The sequence below is a fragment of the Dactylosporangium sp. NPDC051541 genome (assembly GCF_044454505.1).
In the GTDB taxonomy this organism is placed as follows: domain Bacteria; phylum Actinomycetota; class Actinomycetes; order Mycobacteriales; family Micromonosporaceae; genus Dactylosporangium.
Map to the genome: position 1 here is coordinate 624,492 of NZ_JBITDU010000004.1, position 14,666 is coordinate 639,157.

The 14,666-nt window shown below is 72.9% G+C and carries 17 protein-coding genes; 6 read left to right on the forward strand and 11 right to left on the reverse strand.

The window, feature by feature from the left end; all coding sequences use genetic code 11:
* Positions 1-38: 38 nt before the first annotated feature.
* Positions 39-611 (forward strand): GNAT family N-acetyltransferase, encoded by a 573-nt coding sequence (locus ACIA8L_RS22380; protein ID WP_395907444.1) that lies wholly within the window; start codon positions 39-41, stop codon positions 609-611.
* Here the strand turns inward: ACIA8L_RS22380 and ACIA8L_RS22385 are convergent.
* From ACIA8L_RS22385 to ACIA8L_RS22400, 4 genes are read right to left on the reverse strand one after another with little or no spacing between them, the layout of a single operon-like run.
* Positions 608-1,387: an SAM-dependent methyltransferase gene (locus tag ACIA8L_RS22385; RefSeq protein WP_395907447.1), complete on the reverse strand. Its 780-nt coding sequence runs from the start codon at positions 1,385-1,387 to the stop codon at positions 608-610. The genes ACIA8L_RS22380 and ACIA8L_RS22385 overlap by 4 nt on opposite strands.
* Positions 1,384-3,051, reverse strand: a complete 1,668-nt coding sequence (locus ACIA8L_RS22390) for an AMP-binding protein (protein ID WP_395907450.1) — start codon at positions 3,049-3,051, stop codon at positions 1,384-1,386. Before ACIA8L_RS22390 ends, ACIA8L_RS22385 begins: the two co-directional genes overlap by 4 nt.
* Before the next feature lie 46 nt (positions 3,052-3,097).
* Positions 3,098-3,406: a hypothetical protein gene (locus ACIA8L_RS22395; RefSeq protein WP_395907452.1), complete on the reverse strand. Its 309-nt coding sequence runs from the start codon at positions 3,404-3,406 to the stop codon at positions 3,098-3,100.
* Position 3,407: 1 nt separating this feature from the next.
* Complete coding sequence (locus ACIA8L_RS22400) at positions 3,408-3,701, reverse strand: hypothetical protein (RefSeq protein ID WP_395907454.1); 294 nt, start codon at positions 3,699-3,701, stop codon at positions 3,408-3,410.
* Positions 3,702-3,836: 135 nt separating this feature from the next.
* Between ACIA8L_RS22400 and ACIA8L_RS22405 the strand changes: the two genes are divergently transcribed.
* The 3 genes from ACIA8L_RS22405 (at position 3,837) to ACIA8L_RS22415 (ending at position 6,991) form a co-directional block, all read left to right on the forward strand.
* Positions 3,837-5,018 carry an EAL domain-containing protein gene (locus tag ACIA8L_RS22405; RefSeq protein ID WP_395907456.1) on the forward strand — a complete coding sequence of 394 codons (1,182 nt, stop codon included), beginning with the start codon at positions 3,837-3,839 and terminating at the stop codon, positions 5,016-5,018.
* Between the two features lie 129 nt (positions 5,019-5,147).
* Entirely contained in the window at positions 5,148-6,284 is a 1,137-nt protein-coding gene (locus ACIA8L_RS22410; RefSeq protein WP_395907459.1) for a transporter substrate-binding domain-containing protein, read from the forward strand.
* 131 nt (positions 6,285-6,415) lie between these two features.
* A complete protein-coding gene (locus ACIA8L_RS22415) occupies positions 6,416-6,991 on the forward strand; it encodes a hypothetical protein (protein ID WP_395907461.1) in 576 nt (191 codons plus the stop codon).
* Here the strand turns inward: ACIA8L_RS22415 and ACIA8L_RS22420 are convergent.
* From ACIA8L_RS22420 to ACIA8L_RS22430, 3 genes are read right to left on the reverse strand one after another with little or no spacing between them, the layout of a single operon-like run.
* On the reverse strand, positions 6,957-7,616 hold the full coding sequence (locus tag ACIA8L_RS22420) for a DUF1963 domain-containing protein (protein ID WP_395907463.1): 660 nt from the start codon (positions 7,614-7,616) through the stop codon (positions 6,957-6,959). The two genes, ACIA8L_RS22415 and ACIA8L_RS22420, sit on opposite strands and share 35 nt — an antisense overlap.
* A 3-nt stretch (positions 7,617-7,619) precedes the next feature.
* Positions 7,620-8,144, reverse strand: coding sequence for a GNAT family N-acetyltransferase (locus tag ACIA8L_RS22425; RefSeq protein ID WP_395907465.1), 525 nt, complete (start codon positions 8,142-8,144; stop codon positions 7,620-7,622).
* Positions 8,145-8,154: 10 nt separating this feature from the next.
* The gene (locus ACIA8L_RS22430; RefSeq protein ID WP_395907467.1) at positions 8,155-8,715 is read right to left on the reverse strand and encodes a helix-turn-helix domain-containing protein; all 561 of its coding nucleotides are present in this window, start codon (positions 8,713-8,715) and stop codon (positions 8,155-8,157) included.
* 35 nt (positions 8,716-8,750) lie between these two features.
* On the opposite strand from ACIA8L_RS22430, the gene ACIA8L_RS22435 reads away from it, so the two are divergent.
* The gene (locus ACIA8L_RS22435; protein ID WP_395907469.1) at positions 8,751-9,251 is read left to right on the forward strand and encodes a dienelactone hydrolase family protein; all 501 of its coding nucleotides are present in this window, start codon (positions 8,751-8,753) and stop codon (positions 9,249-9,251) included.
* A gap of 58 nt (positions 9,252-9,309) precedes the next feature.
* Here the strand turns inward: ACIA8L_RS22435 and ACIA8L_RS22440 are convergent, their stop codons facing one another.
* The 4 genes from ACIA8L_RS22440 to ACIA8L_RS22455 all read right to left on the reverse strand — a co-directional run bounded on the left by ACIA8L_RS22440 (position 9,310) and on the right by ACIA8L_RS22455 (position 12,488).
* Positions 9,310-9,468, reverse strand: coding sequence for a hypothetical protein (locus tag ACIA8L_RS22440; protein ID WP_395907471.1), 159 nt, complete (start codon positions 9,466-9,468; stop codon positions 9,310-9,312).
* Positions 9,469-9,521: 53 nt separating this feature from the next.
* Entirely contained in the window at positions 9,522-10,454 is a 933-nt protein-coding gene (locus tag ACIA8L_RS22445) for a serine hydrolase domain-containing protein (protein ID WP_395907473.1), read from the reverse strand.
* Positions 10,447-11,226, reverse strand: coding sequence for a hypothetical protein (locus tag ACIA8L_RS22450; protein ID WP_395907475.1), 780 nt, complete (start codon positions 11,224-11,226; stop codon positions 10,447-10,449). The genes ACIA8L_RS22445 and ACIA8L_RS22450 overlap by 8 nt, the downstream gene beginning before the upstream one ends.
* Positions 11,227-11,309: 83 nt before the next feature.
* The gene (locus ACIA8L_RS22455) at positions 11,310-12,488 is read right to left on the reverse strand and encodes an FAD-dependent monooxygenase (protein ID WP_395907476.1); all 1,179 of its coding nucleotides are present in this window, start codon (positions 12,486-12,488) and stop codon (positions 11,310-11,312) included.
* A 228-nt stretch (positions 12,489-12,716) separates the two neighbouring features.
* Here ACIA8L_RS22455 and ACIA8L_RS22460 point away from each other — a divergent pair, with 228 nt between their 5' ends.
* Positions 12,717-14,621, forward strand: a complete 1,905-nt coding sequence (locus ACIA8L_RS22460) for a lytic polysaccharide monooxygenase (RefSeq protein WP_395907478.1) — start codon at positions 12,717-12,719, stop codon at positions 14,619-14,621.
* Positions 14,622-14,666 lie beyond the last annotated feature (45 nt).

Here is a 14,666-nt window from a genome sequence, read left to right on the forward strand (position 1 = left end):
ACTGGGGATATGAGCGGTACAGGAGCTATCTTTCGGGCATGCTCCGGCCCGACGAGACCTTCCCCCGCACCGTGCTCACCACCGAACGGCTCCTGCTGCGCCCCTTCACCGCCGCCGATGCGCCGGACGTCCACGAGGCGTGGCAGGACGCGGCGTTCGTCGGCAGCGCCCCGGTCGGTTACCCCTACGCGGCGGCGGACCTGCCGACGGCGGTGGCGTGGTGCACGGGCGGGATCGAGCAGCGCCGGTCCGACGGCAAGGGCATCGGGTTCGCGCTGGCCCCGCGGGGCGGCGGCCGGCTGGTCGGGCACGTGGCGCTGTTCGGGGCCGACTGGGAGGCGCGGACCGTCGAGATCCACTACTGGACGTCGCCGTGGGCGCGGGGCCGCCGTTACGCGGCCGAGGGGGCGGCCGTGGTGGCCCGTTGGGCATTGACCGAGGTCGGCCTGGAGCGGGTGCACCTGCAGGCCGACACCGCCAACGGGGCGTCGCGCAAGACGGCGTTGGCCGCCGGATTTCAATTCGAGGGGGTACTGCGCAATCTCACGCCGACCCGATCGGGTGTGCGAGCGGACATGGCGGTGTACAGCCTGATTCCCGCGGACCTCTAGCGGATGCGGGCGATCCCGCAGTACACGGAAACCTGTGCGTCGGTGGCGCGGCGGTCGACCTCGGCGTCCGGCCGCCAGCGGGTGACGACGACCAGGCCCGGGTCGAGCAGTTCGAGCCCGTCGAAGAACGCGGCGATCTCCTCCCGCGACCGCACCCGCAGCGCGACCCCGTCCCGGGCGTAGATCGCCGCCACCCGCTCCCACGCCGCCGGGTCGAAGTCACCGGTCAGGTGCGACAGCGCGAGGTAGCTCCCGGCCGGCAGGGCGTCGGCGAGCTGCCGGACCAGTTCGTGGGGCTTGTCCTCGTCCTCGAGGAAGTGCAGGACGGCGACGAGCATGAGGGCCACCGGCCGGCGCAGGTCGAGGGCGGCCCGCAGCCCCGGCGCGGCCAGGATCCGCTCGACGTCGCGCAGGTCGGCGTCGAGGTACTCGGTCCGGCCCTCCGGCCGCCCGCCGGTCAGCGAGCGCGCGTGGGCCAGGACGATCGGGTCGTTGTCGACGTAGACGATCCGCGCGCGGGGGTCGACGGCCTGCGCCACCTCGTGCACGTTCGGCGAGGTGGGGATGCCGGTGCCGATGTCGAGGAACTGCCGCACGCCGTGTTCGAGGGCGAGGTACTCCACGGCCCGGCGCAGGAATCCGCGATTTTCCCGGGGCGGGATGCGGCTGCTGGGGTTGGCGGCCAGCCCGGCCTCGGCCGCGGCCCGGTCGGCGGGGTAGTGCTCGGTGCCGCCGAGCAGGTAGTCGTACACCCGCGCCGGATGCGGCCGGTTCATGCGTCCCAGAACTCGCCGTCGGCCGGGACCGTGGGGTCGGGGTGTTTGTCGCGCTCCTGGCCGCGCAGCTCGACTCGGCGGATCTTGCCGGAGATGGTCTTCGGGAGCTCGGCGAACTCGAGGCGGCGGATGCGCTGGAACGGCGACAGGTGGGCCCGGCAGTGCGCGAAGATCGCGCGGGCGGTCTCCTCGGTGGGCTCCCAGCCGGCCGCGAGGACCACGTAGGCCTTGGGCACGGCCAGGCGGACGGGGTCGGGCGACGGTACCACCGCCGCCTCCACCACGGCGTCGTGCTCGATCAGGACGCTCTCCAGTTCGAACGGGGAGATGCGGTAGTCGGAGGCCTTGAACACGTCGTCGGCGCGGCCGACGTAGGTGATGTAGCCGTCGGCGTCCTGGGAGCCGATGTCACCGGTGTGGTAGTAGCCACCGGCCATCGCCTCGGCGGTGCGCTCCGGGTCGCCGTGGTAGCCGGTCATCAGCCCCAGCGGGCGGGCCGCCAGGTCGAGGCAGATCTCGCCCTCCGGGCCCGGCTCGCCGGTGCTCGGGTCGATGAGCACGACGCCGTAGCCGGGGACGGGGCGGCCCATCGAGCCCGGCTTCACCGGCTGGCCGGGCGAGTTCGCGATCTGGACCGTCGTCTCGGTCTGGCCGAAGCCGTCCCGGATCGTGCGGCCCCAGGCCTTGCGGACCTGGTCGATGACCTCCGGGTTGAGCGGCTCACCGGCCCCGACGACCAGCCGCGGCGGGGTCGGCAGCTGCGCCAGGTCGGACTGGATCAGCATCCGCCACACGGTCGGCGGGGCGCAGAAGCTCGTCACACCGCAGCGCTGCATCTGGCGCATGAGGGCGGCCGCGTCGAAGCGGGTGTAGTTGTAGATGAACACGCAGGCCTGGGCGTTCCACGGGGCGAAGACGTTGCTCCACGCGTGCTTGGCCCAGCCCGGCGAGGAGATGTTGAGGTGCACGTCGCCGGGCTCGAGGCCGATCCAGTACATCGTCGAGAGGTGCCCGGCCGGGTAGGACGCGTGGGTGTGCTCGACGAGCTTCGGCCGCGCGGTCGTGCCGGAGGTGAAGTAGAGCAGCAGCGGGTCCGACGCCCGGGTCGGGCCGTCCGGGGTGAAGGTGTCGTCGCCGGCCAGGGTGTACGGCCGCCAGCCGGGGACCTCGCCGCCGACGGCGATGCGGGTCACGGCCGGGTCGACGCCGTCGAACTTCGCGGCGGAGGCGGCCCCGGCGATGATGTGCCGCGCCCCGCCGCGCAGCACCCGGTCGCGGGCGTCGGCCGGACCGAGCAGCGGCGTCGCCGGGATGATGACCGCGCCGAGCTTCATCGCGGCCAGGATCGTCTCCCACAGCTCGGCCTGGTTGCCGAGCATCAGCACCAGCCGGTCGCCGCGGGCCACGCCCTGCGCCCGCAGCCAGTTGGCCAGGCGGTTGGAGCGGGCCGACAGGTCGGCGTAGGAGATCCGCTCCTCGCGGCCGTCCTCCTCGACGATCCACAGCGCCGGGGCGTCGTTTCCGGCCGCGACCCGGTCGAACCAGTCGAGGGCCCAGTTGAACTCCCCGAGCTCCGGCCAGCGGAACCGCTCCACGGCCGCGGCGTAGTCCTCGCGCGTGGCCAGCAGCAGGTCCCGGGCCTCTCGAAACGCCTCGAACGACATGGCAAGCAGCCTACGTCCGGGTATCCCCGAAACGTAGGCTGCGTCGCTACTTGCCGGACTTGGCCGATCGGGCCGCGGCCCGCTTCGGCGGCTCCGGCTCCTCCCCGCTGTCCATGAGCTGCAGGACCCGTGGTGCGAGGGCGTTGGCCAGGGCCGGGGCCAGCGCGTCGGCGAGGGCGCCGGCCACCGCCTCGGCCAGCAGCACCCGCTCCAGCAGCGGCGTGCCCCGGGGCAGCTGCGGCATCACCGACGCCGTCACCGCCGGGGCCCGGCCGGCGTCGTTGAGGATGTCGAGGATCAGGTCGTCGATCGTCGAGTCGACCGGCTGGCCTCCGTTCTGCTCGTGCTGCGGCATGTCAGCGCCGCGACATCAGGGCGGCGAGCAGCAGCGGGTGGTCGATCCCCTCGCTGTCGTCCTCGCGCCGGCGCATGAGCATCGCCAGCATCAGCGGGTGCTCGATACCCATACCGCCCCGGCGGCCCCGGCGCTTCGCGAGCGCGGCGAGCATGAGCGGGTGCTCGAAGAGGCTGTCGCCGCTCTCCTCGCGGCGGGACATGAGGGCGGCGAGCAGCAGCGGGTGGTCGATGCCCATCCCCTGGTCCCGCTGCTCCACGCTGGAATCCTGGCGTTCGGCGGTGGCACTGGTCACAGCTGTCTCCCTTTGCTCGGTGATGTCGACGCTGTTCGGCGATGTCGACGCGCCAACCGTCGCCGCCGCCCGGATGACCCGGCGTCACCTGCACCGAAGGTCTTTACTCCGGCGGCCGCGGGCCGATGTCCGTGCATGGCCAGACGACGTACCGAAGCGGCGGAGCACATCGCGGCGCTGCTGCGGACCGCGCGCTCGGCCCTGGGCCTGAGCCTGGCCTTCATCACCCGGCTCGACGGCGACACCCAGCACCTGGAGGTCGTCGAGTCCGTGTTCCCGCCGATCTTCCGCGACGGCTCGACCCGCCCCTGGCACGACTCGCTCTGCAAGGCGATCGCCGACGGCAAGCTCCCCGCGGTGATCCCGGACCTGCGGAAGTTTCCGGAGGCGATGCGCCTGCCGGCGGCCCGGATCCCGAGGATCCGCTCCTACATCTCCGTCCCGGTGGTGCTCAGCGACGGCACGACCTACGGGACGTTCTGCGCCGCGGGATTCGGCGCCGACAAGGAGCTCTCCCGCCGGGATGAGGCCCTGATGAGGGTACTGTCACAGGCCGCCGCGCTCATCGTCGAACCCGGAGCCAGGCAGCGGGCCAGGCACACCGAGATCGCGGCGCGGATCGACCCCGTCGTCGCCGCGGGCGGCCCCGACATCGTCCTGCAGCCCATCGTCGACCTGGCCAGCGGCCGCCGCATCGGCGCGGAGGCACTCAGCCGCTTCCCGCGCGCGTGGGCGAGTACCCCCGACCGGCACTTCGCGGAGGCACACGAGATCGGCTCCGGCGACGAGCTGGAGATCCTGGCCCTGCGCCGGGCCGCGGAGCTGCTGGAGGCCTCCGACGACCAGGGCTACGTGGCGATGAACGTCTCCCCCAACACGCTGCTCACCCCCGAGTGCCTGCACGCCCTGGCCCGCATGCCCCTGGACCGGATCGTGCTGGAACTGTCCGAACATCAGCAGGTCGAGGACTACGACCTGCTCAAGGGCGCCCTGGCCCCGCTGCGGGCCGGTGGCCTGCGCCTGGCCGTGGACGACGTCGGGGCCGGCTTCTCGTCCCTGCGCCACATCGTGCTCACCCAGCCCGACGTGCTCAAACTCGACCGCAGCATCGTCGCCGGCGTCGCCGCCGACCCGGTCCTGCAGGTCCTGGTCCGCGCCCTGACCGACCTGGCCACCGCCACCGGCGCGGCCGTGGTCGCCGAGGGCATCGAGACCTCGGCGGACGCGACGGCCCTGGCCGGCCTGGGCGTCGCCTACGGCCAGGGCTTCCACTTCGGCCGCCCCGACCACCCGGCCCGGCTCCGCGACCGCTACTGAACCACCTGACGCCGGTACCCCCGCGGGGGTTCGGCCGTTCGGACGGTCCGGTGCACCGGCGGAGGGAACGCGGGCCGCGGTGTCGCAAATCTCGCACCGCGCGGACGGGGAACGTGACAGTCATCATGCATGTCAGTCGAAACCTCCCCGACCCTGGTGCCCGCCGGTGACGAGCCCGAACCGGGGCCGGTCGGGCCCGTCCGCCGGCAACTGTTCTGGATCGTCCCGCTGGCCCTGGCCACCATCGGACTGTCCGTGTACCTGCTGCTGCACCACCGCTGGGGTGCCGACGTCGCCGCCATCCTCACGCTGCCGGTGGAGGTCGTGGGTCTGGTCGTCGGCATCCTGATCGAGCGCGGGTCCACCCGGATCCCGACGCTGCGGGTGCCGCGCGGGCGCCGCCGGGTGTGGCGCTGGGCCGCGACCGCGGCGGCGCTGGTCCTGGCCGGCACCGCGACCGTGTGGTGGTTCCAGCGGGAACCGGACCCGCGCGACTTCCTGTCGGGCGTGATCCGCATCGGCTACACCAACGAGTACGCCGGCTGGCACGCGACCGGCGGCCGGCCGGCTCACGGTATGGACGTCGACGTGGCGTACGCGCTGGCCCGGGACTTCGGGTTCACCATCAAGTGGGTGCCGCTAGGCCGGCTCACCAACCGGATGGCCGCGCTCAACGGCTCCTGGGTCGACGACCAGGGCCAGACCGAGAGCGCGGTGCAGCTGGTCATCTCCAACTTCTCGATGACACCGGCCAAGGCGGAGACGATCGACTTCGCCGGACCGTACTTCGTGGACTCCCAGGGCTACCTGTCCGCGACCCCGGCCCACGACATCTCCGAACTGCCGACCACCGGCCGGGTCTGCGTCCTGGCCGGCTCGACCAGCTCCGACGCCCTCTACCAGCGCGGCTGGTCGACGCTGGAAAAGCCGTCGCTCGACACGTGCCTCAGCGCGTTCACCCAGGGCACCGTCCAGGCGGTTTCCGGCGACCGGACGACCCTGGCCGGATTCGCCTGGGCCCTGGGCAAGGACCCCGCCACGTACATCGCGTTCGCGAACGGCTCCGAGGAGTACGGCATCGGCCTGCCCAACAACCGCCCCCGCCTGTGCGCCGCGGTCAGCACCACGCTGGACAAGTTCCTCACCAACGAATGGGAACGCTCGTTCAAGGAGAACCTCAAACCGATCGGCCTGGTCCCCGCCGACGTCGTCAAACCCGGCCACACCGACACCTGCCAGCGGCCCGGCCCCTGGAACCAGGACTGAGGCGCACCGCTGCGAGGCCGGCCCGACCTCGGCAAGGCCGACACCTCAGGGTCGCCGCTCCGGCGGACCTCCGGGTCGTGTCGGGGTTCTGCCCGGATGTCCGATCGGAGGACGGCGACGACGCTCGTGGCATGAACTCCAACTCGCTGGTGCGCACCGGCGCGCTCGTGGCGCCGGTGCTGCTGTTCGGGTACGGCACGCTGCGGCTCATCGACCGGGCCGACGGGCGCATGGACAAGGGCGCGTGGATGTGGAACACGGGCCACGTGCTCTTCTTCATCGCCATGGTCCTGCTCGCCGCGCTCGCGATCGGAGCCCGGACCCGGCTGCCGTTCCACGATTTCCGCAACCGCGTCGCCGCCAACCTGGCCGTGGTCGCGACGTCGGTCGGGGTCCTGGCGTTCCTGTGGGTCATCGCCGGCGACCTGTCCCCGTCGTTGCGCGAGACCGCCCCGCTGCCCGACGCCCTGGCGATCGCCGGCAACGCCGCGTTCATGCTGGGCCTGCTCACCCTGCTGGTGCAGCTGGTGCGGGCGCAGAAGCTGCCGGCCTGGAGCCCGGTCGCGGTGCTGTTCGCGTTCCTGATGATCGCGGTCAGCCTGGACACGATCCCGGTCGCGGCGATCCTGCTGTTCGTGGGCCTGCTGCCGCTGTCCGGCGGGCGCGCGCCCCTCAGTGGCTCTGGACCACGGCTCGCACACGACTGAGCTCGGCCGCCCGCAGGTCCTCGTCGGGGATCCAGAAGTACACCGTGCCCTCGTCGCCGAAGGTGAAGCCGGTCGCCGGGTCGCTGTCGAGCTGGAGCAGCAGCGTCCAGCCGTCCTCGTGCATCGGCCCCTGCAGCGGGTCGGACCAGCCCAGGACGCGGTGCACGGGGCCGTCGGCGGTGCGGCGGGCGAGGCGGCGATACACCTGGCTCGCGTCGGCCGGGCCGGCCTGCCACAGCGCGTGGACGGGGGCCTCCCACCGCTCCGGCACGGTCAGCACCCGGGTCACGCCGTGCGGGCGGCCGGTGGCGGGCGGACCGTCCGGGGCCGGGGCGAGATGGAGGTGCCACACCGGCTCGAAGCCGTCGAGGTCGTAGAAGACGTTCAGGGCGGTACCCCCGAAAAGCTCGTCAATGACGATGCCGGCCAGAAAGGTCAGGGGCCGGCCGTCCGGCGTGTGCGGCCACGCGAAGCCTGGTGCGGTCACCGGCTCGCCGCCCAGCCACGACCGGCCCGGGCCCGCTGCCAGCCGCAGGGACGGCCGGGCGTTGGCCACCAGGGCCGGCCAGAGCCGCGGATCGCGGCCCAGCGGCGGCCCGGCGAGGACGGACTCGTCGACCTCCACGGCTCACGCCTCCAGTCGTTTGCGGAAGAAGCTGCAGTCCTCGAGCGTGCCGCCGGGGTCGGTGGCGTACTCGGGCACGATGCCGTATCGGGTCCAGCCCGCCGTCTCGTAGAGCCGCTCGGCCGGGCTCCCGGTCGCGGTGTCGAGCAGCAGCAGCGTCCGCCCCGCGGCCGCGGCGGCCTCCTCGGCGGTGCTCAGCAGCGCCCGGCCCAGGCCGCGGCCGCGTTCCCGGCTGTGCACCATGAGCTTGAGGACCTCGGCCCGGTGCCGGCCGTTCGGCTTCGGCTCCAGGGCGAGGCTGACGGTGCCGGCGATGCCGCCCGGCCCGTGGACCGCCCACACGTGCAGGCTCCCGTCGCGCACGGCCGCCTCCCGGGTATGCCACCAGGCCGCGGCGTCGGCGGGCCCGAACGGCGCCCGGAACCCGACGGAGGCGCCGTGGGCGACGGCGTCGGCGAGGACCTCGGCCAGGCCGGGGACGTGCTGGCAGTACACATCCGGGCTGATCCGGACGATCGCAGGGGGCATCGGGTGCTCCTCAGGGCAGGACGATGAGCAGGACGTAGCGGACCGCGGCCGGCCCCGGGTTGACGAAACGGGACGGTCCCCACAGCCGGTAGCGCAGGCAGTCGCCGGCTCCGACGGTGTGCACGGCCCCGCCGACCGTGAGCTCCAGCCCGCCGTCGAGCACCCACAGGTGGTGCTCCAGCCCGGCGACCGGCGGCACCGCGTAGCCGATGTCGGCCCCGGCCTCCAGGACCCCTTCGACGACCTCGCCGCGCAGTCCCGGGTGCGGCGGCGACACCGAGCGCCGGGTGAAGCCGGAGGCCGGATCCCGCCACACCGGCTGCATCGCGGCCCGGACCAGCCGCGGCGGCTCCGGCTCGACCTCGGCCAGCAGGCGCGACATCGGCATCCCGTAGGCGGCGCAGAGCCGCCCGAGCAGCGCCGCCGTGGGGCTGATCTCGCCCCGTTCGAGCCGCGACAGCGTCGACCGGCTGATGCTCGTCTGCTGCGCGAGGTCGTCGAGGGACCACCCGCGCTCGCCGCGCAGCTCACCGAGCCGCCCGGCCAGCCGCGCCTCGAGGTCGTCTCCCATATGCGGGACGATATCTCAGATCCGGGACGCAGCGGTTGTGGTGGTCGTCACGCCGCCGCTCGGGCCCGACCTTCGACGACGTGTCCGCCACCCGCGCCGTCCTGGCCGCCGACCCGCGATGCACGGGCCGCATCGGCGTCATCGGCTTCTGCATGGGCGGCGGTTTCGCGCTGCTGCTGGCGCCGGGCCACGGTTTCGCGGCGGTGAGCGCGAACTACGGCACAGTACCGAGAGACGCCACCGACCTCCTGCGCGACGCGTGCCCGGTGGTAGCCAGCTTCGGCGCCCGCGACCTGACGCTACGCGGCGCGGCGACGCGGCTGGACTCGGCGCTCACGGTCTGCGGGGTGCCGCACGACGTGAAGGAGTACCCGGACGCCGGCCACGGCTTCCTCAACGACCACGAGTCCGCCGGCGACCCGATCCCGCTGATGGTCCGCTTCAGCCGCCCGATCCTGCGCTACGGCCCCCACGAGCCCTCCGCCGCCGACGCCCGCACCCGCATCACGACCTTCTTCGCCGAACACCTCCGCTGACCCGCCGGTGCTCGCGCTCTGACGACCCACCGCGGCGGCCGCAACGCCGCCGCGGTCCTCAGCGGCGGCGGCTGCGGTTGCTCAGGGCCCGTGTCGCAAGCCGGCGCAGCTTCTCCTGGTTCGCCGGCTTGGCCAGCTCGCGCCGACCCACCTCGACGATGCGACGGCCGTTAGGGCTGTTGAGGAAGCGCGTGATGCGCTGCAGAATCGACGGCATACTCTGGTAGGTACCCGCTCCGCGCCCCCACCAACCGGCAGCGGCCGCGGTGGTCAGCCGGTCGCGGCCGCGAGCTGGGTCAGCAGTTCGTCGCACCAGGCGGCGTAGGGGGCGCGGTCGCCGCGGGCCGGGTGCACGCGGTTGCTGAGCACCAGCAGGCCGTACCCCCGGGAAGGTTCGAACCAGACCCGGTTGCCGACGAACCCGGAGGCGCCGTAGCCGTCGGTGCCCGCGCCCGGCCCGCCGAGGCCCCGCGCCGGGTGCAGCCACCAACCGGCCGCGAACCGTTCGCCGGCCGAGTTCGTCGCCAGGCACGGCGGCGGGACGGTGGCCAGGCTCGGGCGGGCCGCGGCGACGACGGCGTCGAGGGTGCCGAACGCGCCCGCGTGGCCGCCGTAGCCGCCGAGGGCGGACGCGTTCTCGTCGTGGACCTCGCCGCAGATGAGCCGGGCCCGCCACGGGCAGTCCTCGGTGGCCACGGCCGGTGCGACCGGGCCGCCCAGCCGCAGACCGGGAGCCGACGGCGGACGGCCGGTCAGGTCCTCGACCAGCGCGCCGAGGATGATGTACCCGAGGTCGCTGTACACGGGCTCGGGTTCGGATCTCGGGGTGTCGAGCGCCGCCTCGACGATCGCCGGGCCGCGCAGGGTCTCGTAGAACCGGACGGTGGCCGGCAGCCCGGACCGGTGCGACAGGAGATCGTCGACCGTCGACATACCCGCGGCGCGGCCCGCCGCGCGCGGCCACAGCTCCCCGATCGGGCGGTCCCGGGGCAGTCCGAGGTGCTCGACGGCCGGCAGGGTCACCAGGACCTTGGTGAGGCTGGCCAGGTCCCACCAGCAGTCGCGGGTGACGGGCCGCCCGGTGGTCAGGTCGGCGATGCCGTGCACGGCCGCGGCCAGGGTGCGCTCCCGGTCGAAGACGGCGACGGCGACGGCCGGCATCGGGGCGCGCCGGGCCTCCTCGAGGAGCCAGGCGTCAGACAACGGCGGCATACAACGCCCTGGCGGCCCGGACGGCGGAGCGGATCTCCTGCAGGTAGCGGTCCGGGCCCGCGGCCCCGTCCGGCTGCGGCGTGCTCGCCCGGGCCGGGTCGAAGCCGACGGTGTCGATGCCGCAGCGGTAGCGCAGGGCCAGGATGCGGATGGCGTCGCAGTGCTGGAACGGCACGTAGATCGGTGAGGTGACGATCAGGATCCGCTGGTCCGGGCGGGGCTCGGCGACGGCGGCCCAGTGCTCGTAGGTGTCGGCCGTGTTGGCCCGCGGCGCGCCCGGGTCGCGAGGCGGTGCGACCAGGACCGGCACGTCCCGGCCGAACCCGGCGGCCCGGACCCCGGCGGCGAGGGCGTCGGCCTCGGTGGCGCAGTGCTCGACCCCCGGGACCTGGCGCTCCGCCGGGCCGAGCGGGCGGAGGCTGCCCAGGGCGGTGACGGTGCCGATGTGCCGGGTGGCGGCGAGGCGGGCGGCGTGCTCGGTGCGCTGCAGGCAGGCCCGGGCCAGGCCGCCGAGGACCAGCAGGTGGTCGTAGCGGTCGTGCGGCGGCTCGATGCTGTCGGTCAGGCCCAGGCCCTCGGCCGCCGTCAGCGCGGCTTCGCCCAACGAAGCTGGAAGGCAGACGGCGACCCGGTCGCGCTCGGCCCCGCCGAGGCGGCCGCGGAAGTTCCAATGCTCGTCGGAGAACGCGTCGAGCCAGGCCAGCAGCTGGGCCGTACCCCCGGATGGCACTTCGCCCTGAAAGGCCGCGACCAGGTCACGCATCGGGGGCGACCCCGCCCAGCGGTGCAGCCGGGCGGGGAGGCCGGCCGGATCGAGGTCCGGCGGGCATTCGGGCAGGCGGTGTTCTACTTCGTCTCCCGCAGGTCCGCGAAGATGTCGTAACCGTGGATCCAGGCTACGTTGTCCGGCAGCGACTGCAGGCGGGCGTTGCGTTCATCGGCCGGCGGGCCGTCGGGTAGCTGGAAGCAGGCCGCGTTGCCGCGCGAGCCCATCTGGATCTTGCGGGTGCGGGCCTTGCGGAGGTGCTCGTACTGCTGCAGCCCCTCCGCCACCGAGAGCCCGTCCGCGGACAGGTAGGCGGCGAGCGCGGCGGCGTCCTCGATGGCCTGGTTGCTGCCCTGGCCGGCGTGCGGGAGCATCGGGTGCGCGGCGTCACCGAGCAGCGTGACCCGGTCGGTGCTCCACTTGCGCAGCGGCTCGCGGTCGTAGAGGGCCCAGCGGCCGACCTCCTCGACGTTGGACAGCATCGAGATCACGGTGTCGTTCCAGCCGGCGAACGCGGCGACGGCCTCGGCCGGCTCGCTCTTCGACGACCACGACTCGAGGGTCCACTCGTTGTCGGGCACGTAGGCCACGAAGTTGATCAGCTCGCCGCCGCGGACCGGGTAGATCACCAGGTGCCGGCCGGGGCCGAGCATGAACGTCAGGCCCATCGACTCCGACGTCGGCACCTTCTGGGCCGGGACGAGGCCGCGGAAGCAGGTCATCCCCGAGAACACGGCCTCGTCGTCGCCGGCGACGTGGTGGCGCACGGCCGAGCGCAGGCCGTCGGCGCCGACGACGACGTCGGCCCGCACCTTGGTGCCGTCGGCGAAGTCGATCTCGGCGCCGTCCGGGGTCTCGCGCACGGCCGCGGCCCGGTGGCCGAGGTGCGGCGTGCCGTCGAACTTATCCAGCAGGACCTGGTGCATGTCGCCGCGGTGGATGCCCAGGAACGGGCCGCCCATCTGCTGGTCGTACCAGTCGCCCATCGGGTGCTCGTAGAAGATCTCGGCGGTCTGCCAGTGGTGGAACTGGATCCGCTGCAGGTTGCTGGCCACATCGCGGGCGGCCCGGCCGACGCCGAGGTCGTCGAGGACGCGCATGCCGTTGCCGCCGAGGGCGATCCCGGCGCCGATCGCGGAGAGCTCGCCGGCCTGGTCGTACACCTCGACCTCATGCCCCCTGGCCTGCAGGGCGATCGCGGCGGCGAGCCCGCCGATGCCGGATCCGACGATGGCGACGCGCAAGGGTGCCGAACTCATATCCGTACTCCACGTATACGAGAGATTGACAATGTGACACGAACGAATGGCCCCGGAGGGCGACGGAAGCCTATCCATTCGCACGTGCACGTTTCCAGCGCCCGGTGATGAATCTTTCACCCCTTTTGCCTGCCCGGCCGCGCGAAACCTGTTTCGGAATTGTCAATCCGCTGGTCAGCGGCCTTCAATCCGGGTTATGGACTGCCCTCGATGGATGGAAGGTCGGGCATGACGATACGAAGAAGGCTCGCGCTGTGGTTCGCCGCGGCCATGGCCGGAACCGGCGCGGTCGTGGTGTTCGCGACCCCGGCGTCCGCGCACGGCGCGTTGATGCAGCCGGGTAGCCGCCAGTACCTGTGCTGGAAGGACAGCATCACGGCCAACGGCCAGATCCAGCCGAAGAACCCGGCCTGCGCGGCCGCGATCGCGCAGCAGGGCCCGAACTCGATGTACAACTGGTTCGCGATGCTGCGCTCCGACGGGGCCGGGCGCACGTCCGGCTTCATCCCGGACAACAAGATGTGCAGCGCCGACGCCAAGGTGTACGACTTCTCGGGCTTCGACCTGGTCCGCACCGACTGGCCGCTGACGCACCTGACGTCCGGCGCGACGATGGAGTTCGACTACAGCAACTGGGCCGCGCACCCGGGCACGTTCTACCTGTACGTCACCAAGGACGGCTTCGACCCGAGCCAGCCGGTCACCTGGAACTCGCTCGAGTCGACGCCCTTCCTGCAGGTGACGAACCCGCCACAGGTCGGCTCGGTCGGCACCAACGACGGGCACTACTACTGGTCCGGGAAGCTGCCGACCGGCAAGTCGGGCCGGCACATCATCTACTCGGTCTGGTCCCGTTCGGACAGCACGGAAACGTTCTACGGCTGCTCGGACGTGACCTTCGACGGCGGCAACGGCCAGGTCACCGGCGTCGGCGACGGCAGCCCGGGCGGCACCACCGGCCCGACGTCCTCCGGCCCCACGTCGCGGCCCCCGTCGAGTCCCTCGAGCCCCGGCGCGTCCTCCTCCAGCCCCGGCAACAACGGCGGAGGCAATGCCGGGTGTACTGCCAGCTACGCGATCACCAGCAGCTGGTCCGGCGGTTTCCAGGCCGACATCAAGGTCACCAACACCGGGAGCGCGCCGACCTCCTCGTGGAAGGTCGGCTGGAACTACTCCGGAGGCCAGACGGTCGCCCAGGGCTGGAACGCCACCGTCACCCAGTCCGGCACGGCGGTGACCGCCGCCAATGTCAACTGGAACGGGACCATACCGGCCGGCGGCAGTACCAACTTCGGCATGCTCGGCAACGGCAACGCGGGCACCGCGCCCACGCTGTCCTGCGCCGCGAACGGCGGCACCCCGACGACGGGCTCACCGACGGCCTCGTCCTCGCCGTCCCGGTCAGCTTCGGTTTCGCCGAGCGTCAGCACGGGCCCGACCGGCGGCCAGACCTGCACCACGGCCGCGTTCTGCGACGGGTTCGAGAGCCAGACCGGGTCGACCGTGTCCGGCGTCTGGGGCACGTCCTACGCCAACTGCCAGGGCACCGGCACCGCCACCGTCGACTCGGCGGTCGCGCACAGCGGCACGAAGTCGGTCCGCATCGACGGCAAGGGCGGCTACTGCAACCACGTCCTGGTCAAGCCGGCCAAGGACCTGAGTGGCCTCGGCTCCGTCTGGTACGGCCGGTTCTACGTCCGCCACAGCACCGCCCTGCCCGCCCAGCACGTCGCGTTCGCGGCGCTGAAGGACAACGGTGACGGCGGCAAGGACCTGCGGATGGGCGGCCAGAACGGCGCTCTGCAGTGGAACCGCGAGTCCGACGACGCCACCCTGCCGGCCCAGAGCCCCAACGGCGTGGCGCAGAGCAAGCCGCTGCCGACGAACTCCTGGAACTGCGTGGAGTTCATGGTCAACGGCAACGGGACCCTGACGACGTGGCTCAACGGCGCGGCCATCCCCGGCCTGACCGTCGACGGCACGCCGACGGCGGACATCGACCAGCAGTGGCTGGCCCGCTCCTGGAAGCCCGCACCGCAGGACCTGCGCCTGGGCTGGGAAGCCTACGGCGACGGCGACGACACCCTCTGGTACGACGACGTAGCGGTCGGCGCTCAGCGCATCGGCTGCTAGTCCGCTCCACAGCGCCCGGCCCGCCACCCAGCGCGGGCCGGGCGC

Excerpts from the sequence above, each read along its gene's own strand:
- ACIA8L_RS22460 (WP_395907478.1), top strand. The coding sequence starts at position 12,717 with ATGACGATACGAAGAAGGCTCGCGCTGTGGTTCGCCGCGGCCATGGCC.
- ACIA8L_RS22425 (WP_395907465.1), bottom strand. The coding sequence starts at position 8,144 with ATGCCCCCTGCGATCGTCCGGATCAGCCCGGATGTGTACTGCCAGCAC.
- ACIA8L_RS22410 (WP_395907459.1), top strand. The coding sequence starts at position 5,148 with ATGTCAGTCGAAACCTCCCCGACCCTGGTGCCCGCCGGTGACGAGCCC.
- ACIA8L_RS22380 (WP_395907444.1), top strand. The coding sequence starts at position 39 with ATGCTCCGGCCCGACGAGACCTTCCCCCGCACCGTGCTCACCACCGAA.
- ACIA8L_RS22430 (WP_395907467.1), bottom strand. The coding sequence starts at position 8,715 with ATGGGAGACGACCTCGAGGCGCGGCTGGCCGGGCGGCTCGGTGAGCTG.
- ACIA8L_RS22455 (WP_395907476.1), bottom strand. The coding sequence starts at position 12,488 with ATGAGTTCGGCACCCTTGCGCGTCGCCATCGTCGGATCCGGCATCGGC.
- ACIA8L_RS22450 (WP_395907475.1), bottom strand. The coding sequence starts at position 11,226 with ATGCGTGACCTGGTCGCGGCCTTTCAGGGCGAAGTGCCATCCGGGGGT.
- ACIA8L_RS22395 (WP_395907452.1), bottom strand. The coding sequence starts at position 3,406 with ATGCCGCAGCACGAGCAGAACGGAGGCCAGCCGGTCGACTCGACGATC.
- ACIA8L_RS22415 (WP_395907461.1), top strand. The coding sequence starts at position 6,416 with ATGAACTCCAACTCGCTGGTGCGCACCGGCGCGCTCGTGGCGCCGGTG.
- ACIA8L_RS22440 (WP_395907471.1), bottom strand. The coding sequence starts at position 9,468 with ATGCCGTCGATTCTGCAGCGCATCACGCGCTTCCTCAACAGCCCTAAC.
- ACIA8L_RS22385 (WP_395907447.1), bottom strand. The coding sequence starts at position 1,387 with ATGAACCGGCCGCATCCGGCGCGGGTGTACGACTACCTGCTCGGCGGC.
- ACIA8L_RS22405 (WP_395907456.1), top strand. The coding sequence starts at position 3,837 with ATGGCCAGACGACGTACCGAAGCGGCGGAGCACATCGCGGCGCTGCTG.
- ACIA8L_RS22390 (WP_395907450.1), bottom strand. The coding sequence starts at position 3,051 with ATGTCGTTCGAGGCGTTTCGAGAGGCCCGGGACCTGCTGCTGGCCACG.